The following is a 16,631-nucleotide window of genomic DNA, read 5'->3' on the forward strand; positions in this document are numbered from 1 at the left end:
ACTAGGGTCGGAGCCCTCAACTGCACTTTCACACCGGAGCACCGCCCGGCGACGAAGATCGAAGCGATTCGTCGCCGGGGCCGCCAAGCCCAGGAGAGCCGCATGGTCACCCTAGCCGAGGTCGCCAAGCACGCCGGAGTCTCGGCCAGCACCGTCAGTTATGTGCTGAGCGGCAAGCGGTCCATCTCCACCGGTACCCGGGAGCGGGTCGAGCGCAGCATCCAGGAGCTCGGCTACCACCCCAACGCGGGTGCCCGCGCGCTGGCGAGCAGCAAGTCCAATGTGATCGCCCTGATGATGCCGCTGCGTACCGACATGTATGTGCCGGTGATGATGGAGATAGCGCTCGCCGTCACCACCACGGCCCGTGCCTACGGCTATGACGTCCTGCTCCTGACCGGCGAGGAGGGTCCGGCGGCCGTGCGCCGTGTCACCGGCAGCGGTCTCGCCGACGCCATGATCGTGATGGATGTCGAACTCGACGACGAGCGGCTGCCGTTGCTGCGCGCCAGTGAGCGTCCCGCGGTCCTGATCGGGCTGCCGGCCGACACCACGGGGCTGACGTGCGTGGATCTGGACTTCGCGGCGACCGGTGCGCTGTGCGCGGAACACCTGGGCGGGCTCGGCCACCGTGACATCGCTGTCATCGGTGAGGCGCCCGCCGTGTACGAACGGCACACCGGATTCGCCGAGCGCACCCTCGACGGTCTGCGCGGCGCGGCCCGCGAGCTCGGCCTGCGGCTGCTGCACCGGCCGAGTGAGGGCGGCTACGGGGCGATGGCCGCCACGCTGGCCCGGATCTTCGACGAGCGGCCCGGCACCACGGGGTTCGTCGTGCAGAACGAAGCCGCGGTGGAACCGCTGCTCGCCCTGCTGCGCCAGCAGGGGCGCGCGGTGCCGGAGGATGTCTCGGTGATGGCGATCTGCCCCGACCAGCTGGCCCTGAGCGCTTCGGTGCGGCTGACGTCGGTGTCGATACCGGCCCACGAGATGGGCCGGCAGGCGGTCGAGCACACCGTCGCCAAGCTGGCGGCCCGGGGCACGGACGGCGTCGAACTGATCGCCCCCGAACTGACGGTGCGGGCCAGCACGGGACCTGTGCCCGGCTGACCCGCGGTGCCGCTGCCGTAGCAGGGCGGGATGGTCAGGCTCTTCGCGGTGGCGCCGGGGTCAGGACATCGGGGCCGAGCCCTCGACGCCGTACCAGCGGCCGCCCTTGCCGTCGCCTTCGAGGTCGACCCAGATCTCGCCGTCACCGGCGAAGGAACCCGGGCCGACGGCGCCCGACGAGTCGCAGTCGATGTTCGTCGTCTCGGCGTTGTTGATGGCCTTGGTGTAGTTGCACCGGGTCGACTGAACGGTGTGGTTGTTCTTCTCGAGCCGTGACCTGACCACGAAGGAATCGACCTTGCGCGCGCCGCCGCCGTCGGTGACGCGGCCGTATCCGCTCGCGTTGTAGACGCCGTTCTCGTACGTCACGCAGTACGCGTACTCGACGTCTATGTTCTCGTTCGGAGTGTCGAATTCCTTGAGGAAGGTGTCGCCACCGCACTTCTGCTCCTGTGCCTGGGCCTGGGGCCCGGTGACCAGGGCCCCGCCGAGGGCGAGGGACGCGGTGCACGCGATGGTCAGGAGACGCTGGAAACCGGATGTCATCTGGTGGAGTACCCCCAAGATGGTGAACGTGCGTGTGGCGCGGCCGAGTTGACACCCGCACGCGCCCTTTCGTCCCGTACGCGGTCAAACGCACGGAGAGCAGACGCAGCGTATCCAGACGTGATCATGTCACGCAAACACCCTCGCTCACTTGCTGCCGAGGTAGTAACCGACCTGCGGCGGCTGGTTGTAGCCGGTGTTCTGCCAGGCGACGCCGAGGCGGTAGACCGGGTCGTGCATCAGGGTCGGCAGCCGGTGCTCGGTGGGGTGCGGGGTGGTGTAGAGGCGCAGTTGTGTGGAGTCTGCGTTGCGCCAGAGCATCTCCTCGCGCCAGTCCCCGAGCAGATCAGCGGAGAGTGCCGGGTTGCCCTTGGTCCAGTTGTTGGAGCGGGCCTCGGTGTCGGACCAGATACGGGTCAGTTCGCTGTCCCCGTCGTACTTGAGGATCTGTCCGTAGCCGGAGCCGGCCGTGCCGGACCAGCGGTGGTCGAGGAGTTCGCGATGGGCGTCGCCGTCCCACCAGATCGCCGCGTTGTAGGAGGCCGCGCCGCTGAAGGACGGGACGCTGTCACTGATCTTCGTGCCGTCGGCGGCGAACAGTCCGCCGCCGGACGACCAGCATTCGGCGCCCGCGGACGACCTCGTCAGGTCCGCGCACAGGCCACGGCCGACATCCGTGCCGGTCCTGGCGCCCCACCGGACCGTGCCGGTCTTCGCGTCGTGCATCTCGTAGCCGTAGGCGGAGCCGGTGTGTTCATGGACGTTGAAGGACTCCAGGCCGGGGCGGGCCGGGTCGAGGTCGCCGACGTGCAGGGCGTCGCCGTGGCCGAGCTTGGTGGTCCACAGGCCGCTGCCATCGTCGTCCACGGCCATCGCGCCGTACAGGACTTCGTCCCTGCCGTCGCCGTCGACGTCGGCCACCGCCAGGTTGTGGTTGCCCTGCTGGTCGTAGCCCTTGCCGTAGTTGGTCGAGGAGTGCGAGTCGAATTTCCAGCGGCGGGTCAGATCGGTGCCGTTCCAGTCGTACGCGGCCAGGGCGACGCGTTCGTAGATGCCACGGCTGAAGATCATGCTCGGTCGGGAACCGGATACGTAGGCGGTGGCCGAGAGCAGCCGGCCCTCCCGGTTGCCCCAGGTGTCGCCCCAGTCGGAGACGGCTCCGCGCGCGGGCTCGAAGGGCACCGAGTCCATCACCTCGCCGGTCTGCCCGTTGAAGACGGACAGGTACTCGGGACCACTCAACACGGCGCAGTTGTCGGCGAGATGGGAGGCGTCCGCGTCGCCGATGACGGTGCCCGCGGCGTCCTCGGAGCCGTCTGAGGTGCGCGCCGCGACTTCGGCCCTGCCGTCGCCGTCGTAGTCGTACACCTGGAACGAGTCGTAGTGCGAGCCGCTGCGGATGTTCGTGCCGAGGTCGATCCGCCACAGCCGCTTGCCGCTCAGCTCGTAGGCGTCGTAGACCGTCGGGCCGGTGCAGGTACCGGAGTTGGCGACATCGGTGGCGTTGGACGGCACCCACTTCAGGACCAGTTCGTACCGGCCGTCGCCGTCGAGGTCGGCGGTGGAGGCGTCGTTGGCGGCGTAGGTGTAGGCGACGCCGTCGCGGGTCGTGCCGCCCGGGGGTCTCTGCAGCGGGATGTCCAGGCGTCCTTCGCTCCATACGCCGGCCTTCTCGCCGGGCTGCTCGGCGCCGTTCACGACGGCCCGGATCTCGTACGTGGCATTCGTGGCGCCGCCGGTGTCCAGGAAGTTGGTCTTCCGGGTCTCCTCGACGAGGGTGCCGTCGCGGTACAGCTCGAAGGACACGTCATCGGGGTCGTCGCCGAGCATGCGCCAGGTGACCAGGACACCGCCGTCGGCGGGCACCGCGACCAGGCCGCGGTCCAGCTTCTCGGCGACGCGGGCCGCGGCGAGTGCCTTGGCCGCGCTGTTGGCGGGCGCGGGCAGTGACGCGGGTAGTGCCGCGGGCGTCGATTCCTCGGCGGCGCCCGCGAGTTGATGCGCGGTGAGGGTGCCGCCACCGGCGGCCAGGGAGGCGGCGAGCAGCGCCGAGGCGAGCTTGCCCGGCCGGCGGTGGCGGCGTGGGGTGCGGGGGGACAAGGGCGACGGGGGAGAGAGGGAGAGGGATGACGGGTATCTGCGGCTCATCGGGGCCTTCTCGGTGGGGGACGGTGGCGTCTCCTGGTCGCCGCCGCCCCCGCCGGGGTTGCCCCTTCAGGCGTCCGGGATCGTCAGCCGCCCGAGATCGTCAGGTTGTCGGTGGTGAAGTCGAGGCCGCCGGACGACGAGGTGATCTCGTAGCCGAACTGCACGTCACCGATGGTCTCGTTGCCCATCCAGCCCTTGGTGTCCTTGATCCACTTCAGGATCGGCAGCATGTTCACGGTGCCGGACGAGGAGTCGGAGGTGCGCAGGAAGGAGAAGACCTCGTTGGCGCCGTTGGAGCCCTTGTAGACGGACCAGGTGTGGCCGCCGAGGCTGACATCGCCCTGGTGGCTGCCGATCGGGCCGACCGCGCCGTGGTAGTTGACCCAGAGCATGATCTCGTAGTCGTAGTCCGTGTCCCAGATGTCGTACGACGTGTTGTACGCGCCCGCCGCCGGGACCTTGACGTTGTAGGTGCTGGACAGCGACGTCAGGGAGTCGATCGGCTTGTTGATCACCTTCTTGGCGTTGGGGTAGGACTTGATGCCGCCCGTGTTCGGGTGGTCGGCCCATGTACCCCAGTTGGTGCCGGAGTCGGCCCAGGTGCACTGGCGGCCCGCGCCGGAGCCCCAGATGTTGTTGTAGAGGGTGTAGCCGCCGAGGCTGGTGTTGCCCCACTGGTCGCAGGAGTTCCAGACGGCGGCGTGCGCGGGGGCGGAGGCGAGGCCGAGGACGGCGCCGAAGGCCAGCGCGGGGGCGAGGAGGAAACCGGGCAGGGTGTGTCGTGCCATGGTGCGTCCCTTCCATGGTGGGGGGTGGGGAGCGGGCCGTACGGCGGACTACTGCTTGAGTACGGCCACGTCGTAGCGGGCGAGTTCGATCCGGTCGCGGACCGCGGCGCCGGTGAGCACGTCGTGGTGGATGCCGGGCACCCGCACCCGGACCGGTTCGCGGCCGTGGTTGAGGAGGAAGAGCAGGTCGCCGCGGCGTACCGCCTCGACGCCCGCCGGCAGGCCGGCCAGCTCCTGGCGCACCCCGGCCCCGGCGGCGGCCCCGGCGAGCAGCTCCCGCAGCGCGTCGGGCTCCGGCAGGGTGGAGAGATACCAGGCCCGGCCCTTGCGCAGCACCGCGGGCAGGCCGTCGAGTTCACCGCCCTTGTACGCGGCGAGCACATCGGCGTCCGGGCGGATCTGCAGCTCCTCCGACCAGAGGGTGCCGCGGAACGCGCCGGACGCCACGGACTCGGGCGCGTCCAGAGCCACGGACTCGCCCGCGTCCAGGGGCCACCACTCGTGCACCGTGCGGATGCCGAACAGTTCGCGGAGCCGCTCGTCCATGCCGCCGGGGCGGATCCGGTCGTCGGCGTCGGCGGCCCCGGTGTGGAAGCCGCACACCAGGGTGCCGCCGTCGCGTACATAGGCCAGGAGGCCCTCGATCGCGGTGTCGGTGAGCAGATACAGATGCGGTACGACGACCATCGCGTAGTGCCCCAACTCGGCCTCGGGGTGGGCGAAGTCGGTGGCGAGGTGGGCCTCCCACAGGGCCCGGTGCCAGGCCCGCAGGACCTCCTCGTAGCGCACCAGGCGGGAGAGCCGGCCGTCCTGCTCGCCCGCCCACCACGCGTCCCAGTCGTGCAGGACGGCGATCCGGGCGGGGCGGTGGCGCCCGGTGACCTCGGGGCCGAGCCGGGCCAGTTCCGCGCCGAGCTGCTTGACCTCCTGATACGTACGGCCTTCCGCGCCCGCGTGGGACACCATCCCGGAGTGGAACTTCTCGGCGCCCTGCCGTGACTGGCGCCACTGGAAGTAGCAGATCGCGTCGGCGCCGTGCGCGACCGACTGCAGGGAGAGCAGCCGGTTGAGGCCGGGCGGCTTGGGGTGGTTGACGCCACGGAAGTTGACCGGGCCCGCGGCCTGTTCCATCACCATCCACGGGCCGCGCGCCTGGGAGCGGGTCAGGTCGCCGATCATGGCGTTGAACTGGCCGCCGAGCGGGTCCTTGGGGTCGGGGTAGATGTCGACGGAGACGGCGTCGGTGTGCGGGGCCCAGGCCCAGCCGTCCACGCCGGCGAACAGGGCCATGAAGTTGGTGGTGACCGGGAGCTGCGGGGTGTGGCGGCGCACGATGTCGCGTTCCAGGAGGTAGCACCCCAGGAGCTGGCCGGAGGTGAAGCGCCGGAAGTCGAGCACCTGCGCGGGGTTCTTCAGGTAGTGCGTGCGGCGGGCGGGCAGGATCTCGCCCCAACTGTCGTAGCCCTGGCCCCAGAAGGCCGTGCCCCAGGCTTCGTTGAGGGCGTCCAGGGTGGCGTACTTGGCGCGCAGCCAGCCACGGAAGGCCTCGGCGGCCTCGTCGCCGAAGTCATGCGTGCAGTACTCGTTGTTGATGTGCCACATGGTCAGGGCCGGGTGGGTGGCGTAGCGGGCGGCGAGGTCCTCGGTGATGGCGGCGGCGTAGCGGCGGTAGGTGGCCGACGAGTGCGAGAAGTGCTGGCGTGAGCCCCACCATTCGACCTGGCCGTGCTCGTCGCGCGGCAGGGTGTCGGGGTGCAGCCGGCCCAGCCAGGCGGGCGGGGCGGCGGTGGGGGTGGCCAGGACGACGCCGATACCGTGGCTGTGCATCAGGTCCATCAGGCGGTCGAGCCAGCCGAACTCCCTGGCGCCGGGGCGTGATTCGATCCGTGCCCAGGAGAAGACGCCGAGCGTCACGGAGTTGACCCCGGCGGCCTTCATCAGGCGGATGTCGTCGTGCCAGGTCTCTTCGGGCCACTGCTCGGGGTTGTAGTCGCCGCCGAAGAGGATCCGGCCACGGGTGGTGTCGGCCAGGGAAGGAGGAGAGCTCATCCGTTCCATCACCCCTTGACGGCGCCGGTGAGCATCCCGGCCTTGAAGTGCTTCTGGACGAACGGGGACAGGAAGGCGACCGGGATCAGGGCGAGCACCATCACCGCCATCTGGATGGCGAGCGGTGACAGATGGCCGGTGTTGATGGCCTGGGACAGGCCCGTCGGCTTCTGCTGCTTGATCACCAGCTGCTGCATCACGTTCTGCAGCGGCAGCATGTCCGGGTCGCTGATGTAGATCGACGCGTTGAACCAGGCGCTCCAGTAGCCCACCGCGTAGAAGAGCGTGATCACGGCGATGACGGCGCGCGAGAGGGGCATGACGATCTGCCACAGGATGCGGAGGTCCCCGGCGCCGTCGATCCGGGCGCTCTCGATCAGCTCCTGTGCCGTGCTCATGAAGAACGCCCGCAGGACCAGGATGTTGAAGACGTTCAGGGCGCTCGGCAGGATCAGCGAGAGATAGGTGTCGGTGAGGCCGATCCCCTGGACCACGAGATACGTCGGGATCAGACCGGCCCCGAAGAACATCGTGGCGATCAGGACCATCAGGATCGGGCGGTGCAGGACGGATCCGGAGCGCGAGAGGCCGTAGGCGCACAGGACGGACACCGCCATGCTGAACAGGGTGCCGACGACGGTCACGCCCACGCTGACGAGTGCGGCCCGGGTGACCTGTCCGCCGCTGAGCAGCTCCTGGTAGTGGATGAAGGTGATGCCCCGGGGGATCACCACCAGGCCGCCGGTCTCGGTGATCGTGCGTACCGAGGACAGGCTGGTGACGATCACCACCCACACCGGGAAGAGCACGGCCAGGCAGACCAGGGTCAGCGTCACGCCCTTCGTGGCGAGCCCGGTCCGGGTCGGCTGTTCCTCCCAGGCCGGGCGCAGACCGGTGCGGCTGCCCGGGGCGAGGCCGAAGGTGAGCAGACTCATCGCTTGTACACCCCCTGCTCGCCCATCAGGTGGGCGACCTTGTTGGCCGCGAGCACCAGGAGCAGCCCGAAGATCCCCTTGACGATGCCGACGGCGGCCGCGTAGCTGAAGTTGCCGTTGTCGAGGCCGACGTTCCACACATAGGTGTCCAGGACCTCGGAGGCCGATGGCCCGACGGCGGTGCGCTGCAGCAGGATCTGCTCGAAGCCCACCGTGAGGGCGTTGCCCACCTGAAGGACCAGGAGCAGGGCCACGACCGGGCGCAGCGCGGGCAGCTGGATGTGCCACATGCGCCGCCAGCGGTTCGCCCCGTCCATCGCCGCGGCCTCGTACAGATCGGGGCTGACGGCGGCGAGCGCGGCGAGGAAGACGATGACGCCCCAGCCCGCGTCCTTCCAGACCATCTCGAAGGTGATCAGGAACTTGAACAGGCCCGGGTCGGTCATCAGGTCGAAGCCCTCGTGCCCGTGGTCGCGAAGCACCTGTGCGACCAGGCCCGCGCCGCCGAACATCTGCTGGAAGATCGTGATGACGAGCACCCAGGAGAAGAAGTGCGGCAGATACAGGACGGCCTGGGCGACGGCGCGCACCCGGGGCCGCACGAAGCTGTTGATGAACAGCGCGAGCAGGATCGGGAGCGGGAAGAACAGCGTCAGCTGGATCAGGAAGATCGCCAGGGTGTTCCGGACGGCCTGCCAGAACAGCCGGTCCTCGACCATGGACTGGAAGTGCTCGAAGCCGATCCAGGGGCTCTGTGAGATCGCCTGGAACGCGTTGTCGGCGATGTAGGGGTCGTAGTCCTGGAAGGCCACGACGTTGCCGATGAGCGGTACGTAGTTGAAGACCAGCAGGAGCAGCAGCGCGGGCAGCACCATCAGGAGCAGCACGCGGTCGCGGCGCAGCCGGTGCCGCAGCGGGACCCGGTCCGAAGTGCGTTTCGCCGTACGGGAGTTCACCGGCGGGGTGCGCGGCGGCGCCCCGGCGCGGGTCGTGCCGGACGCGCCGGTGGTGCCGGACGCGCCGGGGGTGTCGGTGGCTTCGGTCGTGCCGTGTGCCATGTCAGGACGCCGAATCGCCGGTCTCGTCGAGGAGCTTCTTGTACCAGTCGCGCAGCTTGTCGCCGCCGCGTGACTTCCAGTCGGCGGCCGCCTGCTGCATGTCGGAGACCTTCTTGCGGCCGCGGACGATGTCCTTCTCCAGGTCCTCGAACTCGGCGTTCAGTTCGGTGTACCGCGTCGGCTCGATGATCATCATGCCGTGGAACAGGGGTTTCCTGGTGTGCGCTCCCTGGCGCTGCTGCCACTCCACGATGCCCTCGACGATGTCCGGCTGGTCGGTGTAGGCGACGTAGGGGGCGGGCGACGCGAGGTACTCGTAGGTCGAGAAGACCTCGTTGTTGCCCCGGCCGTTCTTGGCGAGCACGCCGTCCTTGAAGGTGTGGTGGACCCCCTCGACGCCGTAGGCGCGAAGCCGCTGCTCCGTCGAACCGTAGGGAGCGGCACAGAAGTTGGCCAGGGCGAGGATGTCGCGGACGGTCTTCTCGTCGGCCTTCTTGCTGACGAAGGTCCAGATGTCGGCGGGCGGGCGCGCGTACAGGGTGGGGGCGCCGCCGTCGGGGGCGAAGTAGTCGAAGGCGCCCATCCGGAACTTCTTGTCGTCCACGCGTTGTACGACGCTCTTGCCGTACCAGTCGGACACGTCGTGGCAGTACATCCACACCTTGCCCGCGGCGCACAGATCGCCGGTGTTGCCGGTCTCGGACTTGGCGTCGGGGTGCACGAAGCCCGCCGAGTAGAGCTTGCGGGACCACTCGAGGGCCTCGAGGTACTCGTCGGTCTCGTAGCGGTTGACGAGCCTGCCGTCGACGAGCTTCCAGTAGTACGGCTTCTCGGGCAGGACGCCGAAGATGGCGTAGGCCGCCCAGGACATGTCGCCGCACGCCCACACCTTGCTCTTGGGGGCGTTGAGCTGCTTGCACAGGTCGTAGAACTCCTGGATGGTCTTCGGCGGCTCGATCCCCTCCTTCTCGAAGAGGTCGGCGCGGTACAGGGGCGCGATGTTCGGCGTGGTGGGCGCCGGGAACGGCAGTCCGCGCAGCTTGCCGCCGAAGATGGAGCGCTGCCAGGCCCCGGTGGGGATCGCGGCGAGGTTCGGATACTCCTTGACCTTGTCGCCGGTGAGATAGGGGCCGAGGTCGGCGAACTTGTTGGCGATGGCGCTGGGTATCTTGCCGTTCAGCTCCCAGCCGGGGACGACCACGGCGTCCGGGACGCTGCTGGAGGCGAGGACGGCGCCCAGCTTCTGGCCGTACACATTGCCGTCCTGGTTCTGCCACTTGACCCGGACGCCGGCGGCCTTGTCCATCGCGGTCCAGTAGGGGTTGCCCTGCTTCGGGATGTTTCCCCAGATCGGCGCCATGACGGTGAACTCGGAGCCCTTGCCGAGCTTCTCGGGCACGGAGGCCTTGAGCTCGTCGGCGGGCAGGGCCCTGGTGAAACCGGCCGCCGAGCCGTTCTTCGACGGCAGGTCCGGGGTCAGCGGCTGCGTGGCGGCGTAGGCGGGCAGCAGGTCCTTGAGCTTCTTGCCCGTCGTCGTGCCCTCGTTCTTCGACCCGCTGCCCCCGCAGGCGGACAGCAGCGGCACGCCACCGGTCACCGCGAGCGCGGCCAGGGCCGAGGCGGAGAGCACACTCCTGCGGCTCGGGGCGGCCGGGGAGGCGGATCCCCGGGCGGCTCCGGAAGAGGTTCTCGGGGAGGGGGAGTTCGGCGTCATTGCGTCAACCCTTCGTGGCGCGCCTGGACACAGGGCGAAACATCGCCGGTCGCTTTCGAAGCGCTTCGATATCGCTGAGAGAGTAGGTGTACCCCGGGGCCGTAACAAGGGCGGTGCGCAGGTTTCTCTGCCCAGTAACGGAGTTGAGAGGGGGCGGGAGAACCGGAGTGCCCAAGAGGCGGCGCCTTGCGGTCACTTGACACGTATCCCGGGCGGGTCGACCATCGAAGCGCTTCGAATGTCGAAAGACTCGCATCGACCGTCGAAGGACCCGCACCGACCCCGTCCGCCGCTGCCGAGGGATGACGTACGTGACCCCGAGCCCGCTGCCGCTCCAGACGTTCCGGGACGAGGAGCTGTCGTTCGCCGAGCGCGTCGACGACCTCCTGCCCCGGCTGACCCTCGACGAACGCCTCGCGCTCCTGCACCAGTTCGCCCCCGCCGTCGAGCGTCTGGGCATCGGCGCGTTCCGCACCGGGCAGGAAGCCCTGCACGGGGTCGCGTGGATGGGGCCCGCCACCGTCTTCCCGCAGGCGCTCGGCCTCGGCGCCACCTGGAACGAGGATCTGGTGCGCCGGGTCGGTGAAGCCGTCGCCACCGAGGCCCGCGCCATGCGCACCCGGGACGACCGCGTCGGCCTCAACGTGTGGGCGCCCACGGTGAATCTGCTGCGCAACCCGCTGTGGGGCAGAAACGAGGAGGGCTACTCGGAGGACCCCCACCTCACCTCCGCGACCGCCGTCGCCTACACCCGCGGCCTGCGCGGCGACCACCCCGTCTACTGGCGCACCGCCCCCGTCCTCAAGCACTGGCTGGCCCACAACAACGAGACCGCCAGGGACACTTCGTCGGCCTCGGTGCGCCCCCGCGTCCTGCACGAGTACGATCTGCGCGCCTTCCGAGGGGCCGTCGAGGCGGGCACGGTCGCCGGGGTGATGCCTGCGTACAACCTGGTCAACGGCCGCCCCAACCACGTATCGCCCTACCTGCGCGAGCACTTGCGGCGCTGGAGCGACGAGGAACTCCTGGTCTGCTCGGACGCGGGCGCCCCCAGCAACCTCACGGACTCCGAGAAGTACTTCGACACCCACGAGGAGGCCCTCGCGGCCGCGCTGATCGCGGGCGTGGACAGCTTCACCGACCACGGCACGGACTCCGCGCCCACCACGGCACGTCTGCGCGGCGCTCTGGAGCAGGGCCTGATCTCGGAGACGGACATCGACACGGCGGTACGCCGCCAGCTCCATGTCCGCTTCCGGCTCGGCGAGTTCGACTCCGGCCTCGATCCGTACGCGGACATCTCCCTGCGCGACTTCGACACCCCCGCGCACCGGGCCCTGGCCCGGGAGGCCGCCGAGCAGGCGATCGTGCTGCTCAAGAACGACGGGGTCCTGCCGCTCGCCGAGGGCACCCGGATCGCGGTGGTCGGGCTCCTCGCCGACACCTGCAAGAGCGACTGGTACAGCGGCACCCTGATCCGGACGTCCACCCCGCTCGACGGTCTGCGTGAGCGCTTCGGCGCCGCGTACGTCAGCTACGCCGAGGGCGCCGACCGGATACGCCTGAAGTGCCGGGCGGGCTGGCTGCACGTGCCGCCGGGCCCCGGTGAGCCGGGGCCCGGTGCGGCCGACCACGAGAGCGTGGGCGGCCAGGAGAGCGCGAGCGCCCGGGAGAGCGCCGGTGCCCTGGACCCGGCGCTGCTCACCGGCCGCACCGACCTGCCTCCGCTGACCGTCGGCACCGAGCCCACCGACTTCGACCTCGTCGACTGGGGCGACGGCGTGCTGACGCTGCGCGCCCCCGACGGCCGGTATCTGTCGGTCGCCGACGACGGGTTCGTCCGGGCGTCCGCGGACCGGCCGGGCGGCTGGGTGGTCCAGGAGACCTTCGGCCTGGAGCGACACGGTGACGGCTTCCTCCTCAAGCACATCGGGACGGGTGGATACGTGTCCGTCGCCACCGAAGGCCTGAAGGTTGCCGCCCCCGCCGAGATGGCTGCGATGGCCGAGATGGCCGAGGTTTTCGAGCTGACGGTGGTGGAGCGGGGCGAGGACGCCGTGGCGCGCGCCGCCACCGGCGCCGACGTCGTGCTCGTCGTCGCCGGGAACGACCCGCACATCAACGGCCGCGAGACCGAGGACCGCACGACGCTCGCCCTGCCCCCGCACCAGGAACGGCTGTGGCGCGCGGCCCGCTCCGTGCAGCCGCGCACCGTGCTCGCCCTGGTCAGCAGCTATCCGTACGCCGTGCGGGAGGCCGAAGCGCAGCTGCCCGCGCTGCTGTGGACCGCGCACGGCGGCCAGGCCGCGGGCAGCGCGCTCGCCCGGGTCCTGGCCGGCGATGTCAGTCCGGGCGGCCGGCTGCCGCAGACCTGGTACGCCGGTGACGACGCGCTGCCTGACCTGCTCGACTACGACATCATCGGCTCGCGCCAGACCTACCAGTACGCCGAGGACCCGCCCCTCTACGCGTTCGGGCACGGCCTGGGCTACTCCGCCTTCCGCTACGAGGACCTGACGGCCGGGATCCTCGACGGCACGCGGCTCACGGTCGGTGTCACGGTCACCAACACCGGTCCGGTCGCCGCCGACGAGGTGGCGCAGATCTACACCCGCGCCGTCGATCCGCCCGTCGTCCGGCCGGCCCGCCAGCTGGCCGCCCACCGCCGGGTCCACCTGCTGCCCGGGGAGGCCCGGCGTCTCGAATTCCAGCTGGACATCGAGGAGTTGGGGTTCTGGGACGTCGCTCACGAGCGCTGGACCGTGGCCCCGGGCGCGTACGAAGTCATGGCCGGTGCCTCCAGCAGGGACATCCGCCGGACCGCGACCGTGCGAATAGAGGGTGCCCCGGCCGCGGCGAGACCGGTGCGGGAGTCCGGACTCGCCGCGGTCGGCTACGACGAGCAGTACGGCACCGAGATCGTCGACCGCAGCAGAACAGCGGGCGACTCGGTGACCCCGGCGGGCGGCGAGACGGGCGCCGGGGAAGGGGCCGGGTCCGGGGCGGGCGTCGAGGCAGGTGTCGCCGCAGCCGGTGAACTGCTCTACCGCCACTGCGACTTCGGCCCCGGCGTCGACGCCGTGACCATCGAAGCCGCGGGCGCGGGCAGCGTACAGATCATGGGCGGGCCCCTTCTCACCGTCCCGCCCACCGGCGGCCCCTACGCCTACACCAGCCGCACCGCCGGCTTCACCGCGGCGGGTGTGCGCGATCTGCGGCTGCGGCTGCGCGGCACCGTCCGGCTGCACCGGCTCACCTTCCACCCGTCGGGGACCGCCCCGTCCGCACCGAACCCGAGGGGCAGTACCCGATGAAGTTCACCGACGGCTTCTGGCTGATGCGCGACGGCGTCCAGGCCTCCTACGCCACCGAAGTGCGCGATCTGCGCGCGGGCGACGACCACTTCACGGCGTACGCCGCCGTCCACCGCGTGCGCGAACGCGGTGACACCCTCAACTCCCCGCTGATCACGGTGGAGTGCTTCGCCCCCGCCGAGGGCGTCATCGGCGTCCGCGCCACCCACCACGCGGGCAAGGCGCGCCGCGGCCCCGACTTCGCCCTGCCGGGCGTGAGCACCGCACCCGGCTCCGCCAAGGTGCGCCGCGACGGCACCGTCACCGAGCTGACCAGCGGCCCGCTCACCCTGCGCCTGGACACCGCCGGACCCTGGGGCCTGGAGTTCCTCGACGCCGGCGGGCGACGCCTGACCGCCGTCGAACGCAAGGGCACCGCCTTCGCCACCACCCCCGACGGCGCGCACCACATGATCGCCCAACTCGCCCTGGCCGTGGGTGAATCCGTCTACGGACTGGGCGAGCGCTTCACGCCGTACGTCAAGAACGGCCAGAGCGTGGACATCTGGCAGGCCGACGGCGGCACCAGCAGCGAGCAGGCGTACAAGAACATCCCCTTCCATCTCTCCTCGCGCGGCTACGGCGTCTTCGTCAACCACCCGGGGAAGGTGTCGTACGAGATCGGCTCGGAGTCGGTCGGGCAGGTGCAGTTCAGCGTCGAGGACCAGTCCCTGGAGTTCTATGTCGTCGCCGGGCCGACACCCAAGGAGGTGCTCACCCGCTACACCGCCCTGACCGGCCGCCCCGCGCTGCCGCCCGCCTGGTCGTTCGGACTGTGGCTGACGACCTCGTTCTGCACGCCGTACGACGAGGAGACCGTCACCTCTTTCGTCGACGGCATGGCGGAGCGCGAACTGCCGCTCAGCGTCTTCCACTTCGACTGCTTCTGGATGCGCGAGTACCAGTGGTCGGACTTCGCCTGGGACCCGGATGTCTTCCCCGACCCGGAGGGCATGCTGCGCCGGCTGCGCGAGCGCGGCCTGAAAGTCAGCATGTGGATCAATCCCTATATCGCCCAGAAGTCGCCGCTGTTCGCGCAGGCCGCCGAGGCGGGTTACCTGGTGCGGCGGGCCAACGGCGACATCTGGCAGTGGGACCTGTGGCAGCCGGGCATGGCCCTGGTCGACTTCACCAATCCGGCGGCCCGCATCTGGTACACGGACCGGCTGCGCACCCTCCTGGACCAGGGAGTGGACTGTTTCAAGACCGACTTCGGCGAGCGGGTGCCCACCGACGTCGTCTGGTACGACGGCTCGGACCCCGAGCGGATGCACAACTACTACACGCACCTCTACAACGAAGCGGTCTTCGAACTCCTGCGGGAGGAGCGGGGGCCGGGCGAGGCGGTGCTCTTCGCCCGCTCGGCGACGGCGGGCGGCCAGCAGTTCCCGGTGCACTGGGGCGGCGACTGCTTCGCGTCCCTGGAGGCCATGGCCGAGTCGCTGCGCGGCGGCCTCTCCCTCTCGCTGAGCGGCTTCGGCTTCTGGAGCCATGACATCGGTGGCTTCGAGGGCACCCCGGAGCCGGCCGTCTTCAAGCGGTGGCTCGCCTTCGGCCTGCTGTCCTCGCACAGCCGCCTGCACGGCAATGTCTCGTACCGGGTGCCGTGGGCCTTCGGCGATGAAGCGGTCGTCGTGGCCGGGGTGTTCATCCGGCTCAAGCACCGCCTGATGCCCTACTTGTACGGTGCGGCGGCCGAGGCCCACCGCACCGGGGTGCCCGTCATGCGCCCCATGCTCCTGGAGTTCCCGGACGACCCCGCCTGCCGCTCCCTGGACCGCCAGTACATGCTCGGCCCGGACCTCCTGGTCGCGCCCGTCTTCAGCGTCGAGGGCGAGGTCGAGTTCTATCTGCCGGACGGGACCTGGACCCATCTGCTCACCGGTGAGCGGGTGCAGGGGCCGTGCTGGCGGCGGGAGACCCACGGCTTCGACAGCCTGCCGCTGTACGTACGCCCCGGCGCCGTCCTGCCGTGGGGCGCCGACGACACCCGCCCCGACGGCGACTGGCTCGACGGCCTCACGCTGCTCGTCACCCCGGACACGGGCGACGGCGAGGTCACGGTGCCCGGCCAGGACGGCGCGGCCGCGGCCGTCTTCCGCACGGCGCGCACCGGCGACCGCCTCACGGTGACGGCCGATGATCCTCAACTGCCGTTCTGTGTGCGGGTGGTGGGTGATGCGTCGGCATCGGCGCCGGCGGTCGCGGGCAAGGCGGTGCTGCGCCTCTGTTGACCGCGGGGCGAGGCGCGCTTAACGTACGCGTTCGGAATCGTAAACATCGTACGAGATTCCGAACGTGCACCCGGATGCGCCGACCATGCCGGCCCGGACCGGTCTCGACGGCCAGTGAGGGAGGCCATGCACCAGGTCATCGATGACGCCGCCGGGAGGAACGCGGCCGACGAGTTCCATGCCTTCTTCGAGCAGCACTACGCGGGCCTGGCCCGCCTCGCCCATCTGCTGACCGGTGACGCGGACGGCGCCGACGACCTGGCGGCCGACGCGCTGCTCGCGCTCTGGGACCGCTGGGACCGGGTGCGGGCCGCCGAGCATCCGGCGGCTTACGCCCGCGGCGTGGTCGCCAACATGGCGCGCAGCCGGATCCGCAGCGCGGTGCGCGAACGCCGCCGGGTCACGCTGTTCTGGTCCGGGCAGAGCGAGAACACCGAGGACCCCGACATACCGGCCGTGGTGGACGTCCAGGAGGCCCTGCGCGGACTGCCGTTCCGCAAGCGGGCCTGCGTCGTGCTGCGGCATGCCTTCGACCTCTCCGAGAAGGACACCGCGCACACGCTGGGAATCTCGGTGGGTACCGTGAAGAGCCAGACGTCGAAGGGGATGGCCGAACTGCAGCGGCTGCTCGGGCCGCAGCCGGCCCTGGAACGCATCCAGATGAGCGTCGCCGACGCCCGGGGCCAGTGACGTGCG

The 16,631-nt window shown here is 70.3% G+C and carries 11 protein-coding genes; 4 read left to right on the forward strand and 7 right to left on the reverse strand.

Annotated features, from left to right (window positions below; all coding sequences use genetic code 11):
- The first annotated feature begins 102 nt into the window (after positions 1–102).
- Complete coding sequence (locus ACFQVC_RS05920) at positions 103–1,110, forward strand: LacI family DNA-binding transcriptional regulator (protein ID WP_381827270.1); 1,008 nt, start codon at positions 103–105, stop codon at positions 1,108–1,110.
- Positions 1,111–1,170: 60 nt separating this feature from the next.
- On the opposite strand, the gene ACFQVC_RS05925 is transcribed toward ACFQVC_RS05920, so the two are convergent.
- The 7 genes from ACFQVC_RS05925 to ACFQVC_RS05955 form a co-directional block, all read right to left on the reverse strand.
- Positions 1,171–1,674 (reverse strand): hypothetical protein, encoded by a 504-nt coding sequence (locus ACFQVC_RS05925; RefSeq protein ID WP_381827272.1) that lies wholly within the window; start codon positions 1,672–1,674, stop codon positions 1,171–1,173.
- A gap of 129 nt (positions 1,675–1,803) precedes the next feature.
- Entirely contained in the window at positions 1,804–3,804 is a 2,001-nt protein-coding gene (locus tag ACFQVC_RS05930; RefSeq protein ID WP_381827274.1) for a rhamnogalacturonan lyase, read from the reverse strand.
- Between the two features lie 83 nt (positions 3,805–3,887).
- Complete coding sequence (locus ACFQVC_RS05935; protein WP_381827276.1) at positions 3,888–4,592, reverse strand: glycoside hydrolase family 12 protein; 705 nt, start codon at positions 4,590–4,592, stop codon at positions 3,888–3,890.
- A gap of 48 nt (positions 4,593–4,640) precedes the next feature.
- Positions 4,641–6,641, reverse strand: coding sequence for a beta-galactosidase (locus ACFQVC_RS05940; protein WP_381827278.1), 2,001 nt, complete (start codon positions 6,639–6,641; stop codon positions 4,641–4,643).
- 8 nt (positions 6,642–6,649) lie between these two features.
- Positions 6,650–7,576: a carbohydrate ABC transporter permease gene (locus ACFQVC_RS05945; RefSeq protein WP_381827280.1), complete on the reverse strand. Its 927-nt coding sequence runs from the start codon at positions 7,574–7,576 to the stop codon at positions 6,650–6,652.
- Positions 7,573–8,634 (reverse strand): ABC transporter permease, encoded by a 1,062-nt coding sequence (locus ACFQVC_RS05950; RefSeq protein ID WP_381827282.1) that lies wholly within the window; start codon positions 8,632–8,634, stop codon positions 7,573–7,575. The genes ACFQVC_RS05945 and ACFQVC_RS05950 overlap by 4 nt, the downstream gene beginning before the upstream one ends.
- Before the next feature lies 1 nt (position 8,635).
- Complete coding sequence (locus ACFQVC_RS05955; RefSeq protein ID WP_381827283.1) at positions 8,636–10,348, reverse strand: extracellular solute-binding protein; 1,713 nt, start codon at positions 10,346–10,348, stop codon at positions 8,636–8,638.
- 302 nt (positions 10,349–10,650) lie between these two features.
- On the opposite strand from ACFQVC_RS05955, the gene ACFQVC_RS05960 reads away from it, so the two are divergent.
- From ACFQVC_RS05960 to ACFQVC_RS05970, 3 genes are all read left to right on the forward strand, one after another.
- Positions 10,651–13,662 carry a glycoside hydrolase family 3 C-terminal domain-containing protein gene (locus ACFQVC_RS05960; protein WP_381827285.1) on the forward strand — a complete coding sequence of 1,004 codons (3,012 nt, stop codon included), beginning with the start codon at positions 10,651–10,653 and terminating at the stop codon, positions 13,660–13,662.
- Entirely contained in the window at positions 13,659–15,935 is a 2,277-nt protein-coding gene (gene yicI / locus ACFQVC_RS05965; RefSeq protein ID WP_381827287.1) for an alpha-xylosidase, read from the forward strand. The genes ACFQVC_RS05960 and yicI overlap by 4 nt, the downstream gene beginning before the upstream one ends.
- A 126-nt stretch (positions 15,936–16,061) precedes the next feature.
- Positions 16,062–16,625, forward strand: coding sequence for a SigE family RNA polymerase sigma factor (locus ACFQVC_RS05970; RefSeq protein ID WP_381827289.1), 564 nt, complete (start codon positions 16,062–16,064; stop codon positions 16,623–16,625).
- Positions 16,626–16,631: the final 6 nt, after the last annotated feature.

This window comes from Streptomyces monticola (genome assembly GCF_042665355.1).
Classification (GTDB): Bacteria; Actinomycetota; Actinomycetes; order Streptomycetales; family Streptomycetaceae; genus Streptomyces; species Streptomyces monticola.